This window comes from Holdemanella sp., from assembly GCF_056804935.1.
On sequence record NZ_DBMEXE010000143.1, the window covers coordinates 806 to 4,362 of the forward strand.

At 36.5% G+C, this 3,557-nt stretch carries 4 protein-coding genes; all 4 read left to right on the forward strand.

Features of this window, described 5'->3' with window-relative positions; genetic code table 11:
- Positions 1-154 precede the first annotated feature (154 nt).
- Positions 155-1,597, forward strand: coding sequence for a UDP-N-acetylmuramoyl-L-alanyl-D-glutamate--2,6-diaminopimelate ligase (locus ACZQCL_RS06970; protein WP_482482428.1), 1,443 nt, complete (start codon positions 155-157; stop codon positions 1,595-1,597).
- A gap of 78 nt (positions 1,598-1,675) precedes the next feature.
- Complete coding sequence (gene rpsU, locus ACZQCL_RS06975; protein ID WP_003865021.1) at positions 1,676-1,855, forward strand: 30S ribosomal protein S21; 180 nt, start codon at positions 1,676-1,678, stop codon at positions 1,853-1,855.
- 12 nt (positions 1,856-1,867) lie between these two features.
- A complete protein-coding gene (locus tag ACZQCL_RS06980; protein WP_227994219.1) occupies positions 1,868-2,854 on the forward strand; it encodes a PhoH family protein in 987 nt (328 codons plus the stop codon).
- A gap of 59 nt (positions 2,855-2,913) precedes the next feature.
- Positions 2,914-3,557, forward strand: a 644-nt coding sequence (locus ACZQCL_RS06985) for a YebC/PmpR family DNA-binding transcriptional regulator (protein ID WP_482482431.1), incomplete at its 3' end; no start/stop codon positions are given.

The window sequence follows — 3,557 nt, forward strand, 5'->3', positions numbered from 1 at the left end:
TCTTGATTGAAAGAAAACAAGATGGCTATTATACGGGTTATACAAACCAATATCATCCTTGTAAGATATTGAGTGATACACCATTAAGTGGTAGAATCACTATCGAATGGGATCGTATTGAAGATGGTACGTACTATGGAAAGAAGGATGTTGTATGCGATTAAGCAAACTATTTAAAAATGCACCGACAGTCAATATTACGGGTTTAAGTTTTGATTCAAGAACCGTTCGTCCGGGAAATATTTACTTCTGTTTACCAGGACTTACAAATGATGGCCACGATTTTATTGATTCTGCAATAAAAAATGGAGCTGTATGTATTGTACATTCAAAAGAATTATTGAATATGGCACCTGGTGCTGTATATATTCGTGTAGAAGATGTCAATGATGCCATGAATAAAGTGGCTCGTATTTTCTATGCTCGTCCAAGTGATAAAATGAAGATGTATGGTGTAACGGGCACAAATGGAAAATCAACAATCACAAATATCATTCGTGATATTATCAACGACAAAACGCCATGTGGCTATATTGGTACGATTGCGATCAAATATGGTGATATTGAGTTGCAACCAAATTTGACTACGCCAGATGCATTGTTCTTGCAGTCTAAATTGGCAGATATGGTTCGCTGTGGAATGAAGGCTTGTGCTTTAGAAGTATCGAGTCATGGTTTGGCTCAACATCGTGTCGATGGTATTTCTTTTGATTGTGCGATTTTCACAAACCTTACATATGATCATTTGGATTTCCATGGCACAATGGAAAATTATTTTGAAGCGAAGACTTTGTTGTTTAAAAACTTAGTCAAAGAAGATGGCGTATCCGTAATTAACAAGGATGATGAAAAATATGGAGCTTTAAAGGATTGTTCAAAAGCACGTGTTATTTCTTATGCGATAAATAGTGAAGCAGATTATCGTGCTATTAATATTAAGATGAGTTCACAAGGTACGCAATTTGACTTGGTATATTCGGGTCATATGTATTCGGTTAAGACAAATTTAGTGGGTAACTTTAATGTTTATAACTTATTAGCTGCCATTGCAGCACTCAATGAAACGGGTTATGATTTAGAAAGAATCATTGAAAAATGTGCACATATTGCCCAAGTTGAAGGTCGTATGGAACGTATTGATTGTGGTCAGCCTTACAACGTAATCGTTGATTTTGCACACACACCCGATGGTATGGAAAAAATGATGCAGTTTGGACGCAGTGTCACAATGCCAGGTCATCGTTTGATTGCGGTATTTGGATCAGCTGGTAAACGTGATGTACATAAGCGTAAAGTCTTTGGTGAACTTGCCGATAAGTATTGTGACTATATCATAGTGACAGAAGACGATCCTCGTGATGAAGATCCTAAAGAAATTGCCGAACAAATCAAGTCAGGCATTCAAAATACACCACATGTGTTTGTACAAGATCGCTATGAAGCCATTCATCAGGCAATCAGCTCAGCTCAAGAAGGAGATACGGTATTGCTTCTTGGTAAGGGTGATGAAAGCTTTATCTATCGTGAAAATGGAAGAACCCCTTGGGTTGGCGACAATGTAGCGGCTAAAGAGTGTATTCAGGCAAGTTTAGCTTAAAAAATCAAATTGTGCTTGCATTATATGAAATCTTTGATATAATGTTTTTGCTAATCTTGGGAAGGGAGGTTTGTGAATATGCCAAAAGTAGTTCTTAAAGAAAACGAAGGACTTGATGACGCTTTAAGAAGATTTAAACGTCAGGTTTCTCGTAATGGCACCCTTGCTGAGGCGCGCAAAAGAGAATTTTACGTAAAACCAGGTGTACGCAGAAAGTTAAAATCTGAAGCTGCACGTAAAGCACGTAGAGGTAAATAATCTGCATTTTCAATGCAGATTTTTTTCTTGAGGAGGAGATTTGTGTCTTTTTTTGAATTTGATTGTTCCGATAGAACATTTGAAGAGATTCAGATTTTTGCAGGATTTCAAGATTCCAACTTGGATATGTTGAGTAAATGTTTTAAATCTGTATGTATGATTCGTGACCAAAAAATCAAAGTGGAATTAAACGAGACTTTATCTGCACATAAAGTAGAAGAAGTCATTGAGGCTTGTTTTTCAATTATTGATACGCAGCATCGTTTAAATTCACAAGATGTAAGTTATATTTGTTCTTTGGCTTTTAAGAATCGTTTAAAAGATTTTAAAGCTCATCAGCTACAGGCTGTATGTAAGACGAAAACAGGTAAAATGATTTATCCAAAAACAATTGGACAAGCTATTTTATGTGATGCGATGCGTCATAATGAAATTGTTTTTGCGACAGGTGTTGCTGGTACCGGTAAAACCTATCTTGCGGTAGCTTATGCGGTGAGCATGTTAAAGAGTGAACGAGTTGAAAAAATCATTCTTACGCGCCCAGCTGTTGAGGCAGGGGAATCCCTTGGCTTTTTACCAGGTGATATGAAGGAAAAGGTAGATCCTTATCTAAGGCCTTTATATGATGCATTAAATGAGATGCTAGGTTTAGAAACAGTTGAAAAGTATGTGGAGAAACAAGTCATTGAAATTGCACCTTTAGCGTTTATGCGTGGACGTACTTTAAATGATGCCATTGTGATTTTGGATGAAGCACAGAATGCGACGTGTGCACAGATGAAGATGTTCTTAACACGTATGGGTAAAAATTGTAAGATGGTTGTAACGGGAGATGTTACACAGATCGATTTGATCAAGAAAAAGGATTCAGGTTTGATGCAGGCTTGTACAATCTTGGATCATATTGATGGTATTTCAATCATTCATTTGGAAAATAGTGATGTGGTTCGAAATCCATTGGTTCAAAAAATTATTGAACGCTATGCCAAGGTTGAATAATTTGACTTTGACTGTTATAATAATTAACTGTAAAAAATAAATTGAAAGGTGATAAATCTATGGGAAGACATTTTGAGGTTCGTGCTGCAGCAATGCAGAAGACAGCCAATGCGAAGGCAAAAATTTATTCTAGATATTCTAAAGAGATTTTAGTTGCTGCAAAAAACGGTGACCCTAATCCAGATATGAACCAGACTTTAAAGAAGGCAATTGATCGTGCGAAGGCAAACAACGTGCCTGCTGACGTAATCAAGCGTGCTATCGAAAAAGCAAAAAGTAGTGCTGATGAAAGTTATTCAAGTGCTCGTTATGAAGGATTTGGACAGGGTGCTGGATCTACAATCATCATTGATTGTTTGACAGATAACGCAAACCGTACAATCGCAAACTTAAGAGCTTGTTTTAATAAATCACACGCTAAATTAGGTGTTGGTGGATCTGTATCATTTGGATATGAACACTTAGGTGTAATCGTTATTCAATATGATAATGAAGAAGCTATGATGGATGCATTGTTGGAAGCAGAAATCGAATTAAATGACATTGAAATCGAAGAAGGATATATGACAATTACGGTAGATCCAACACAATTGGATGACGCAAAAGTTGTTGTTGAAAAATTGATTCCTGACGTTAAATTTGAAGTCTTAGAAGATAAGATGATTCCAAATGAAGAAGTTGAACTTCACGGTGAAGATTTAAC

What these genes read in the sequence shown, in the direction of transcription:
- rpsU (WP_003865021.1), top strand. Translation starts at nt 1,676, where the DNA reads ATGCCAAAAGTAGTTCTTAAAGAAAACGAAGGACTTGATGACGCTTTA.
- ACZQCL_RS06970 (WP_482482428.1), top strand. Translation starts at nt 155, where the DNA reads ATGCGATTAAGCAAACTATTTAAAAATGCACCGACAGTCAATATTACG.
- ACZQCL_RS06980 (WP_227994219.1), top strand. Translation starts at nt 1,868, where the DNA reads ATGCAGATTTTTTTCTTGAGGAGGAGATTTGTGTCTTTTTTTGAATTT.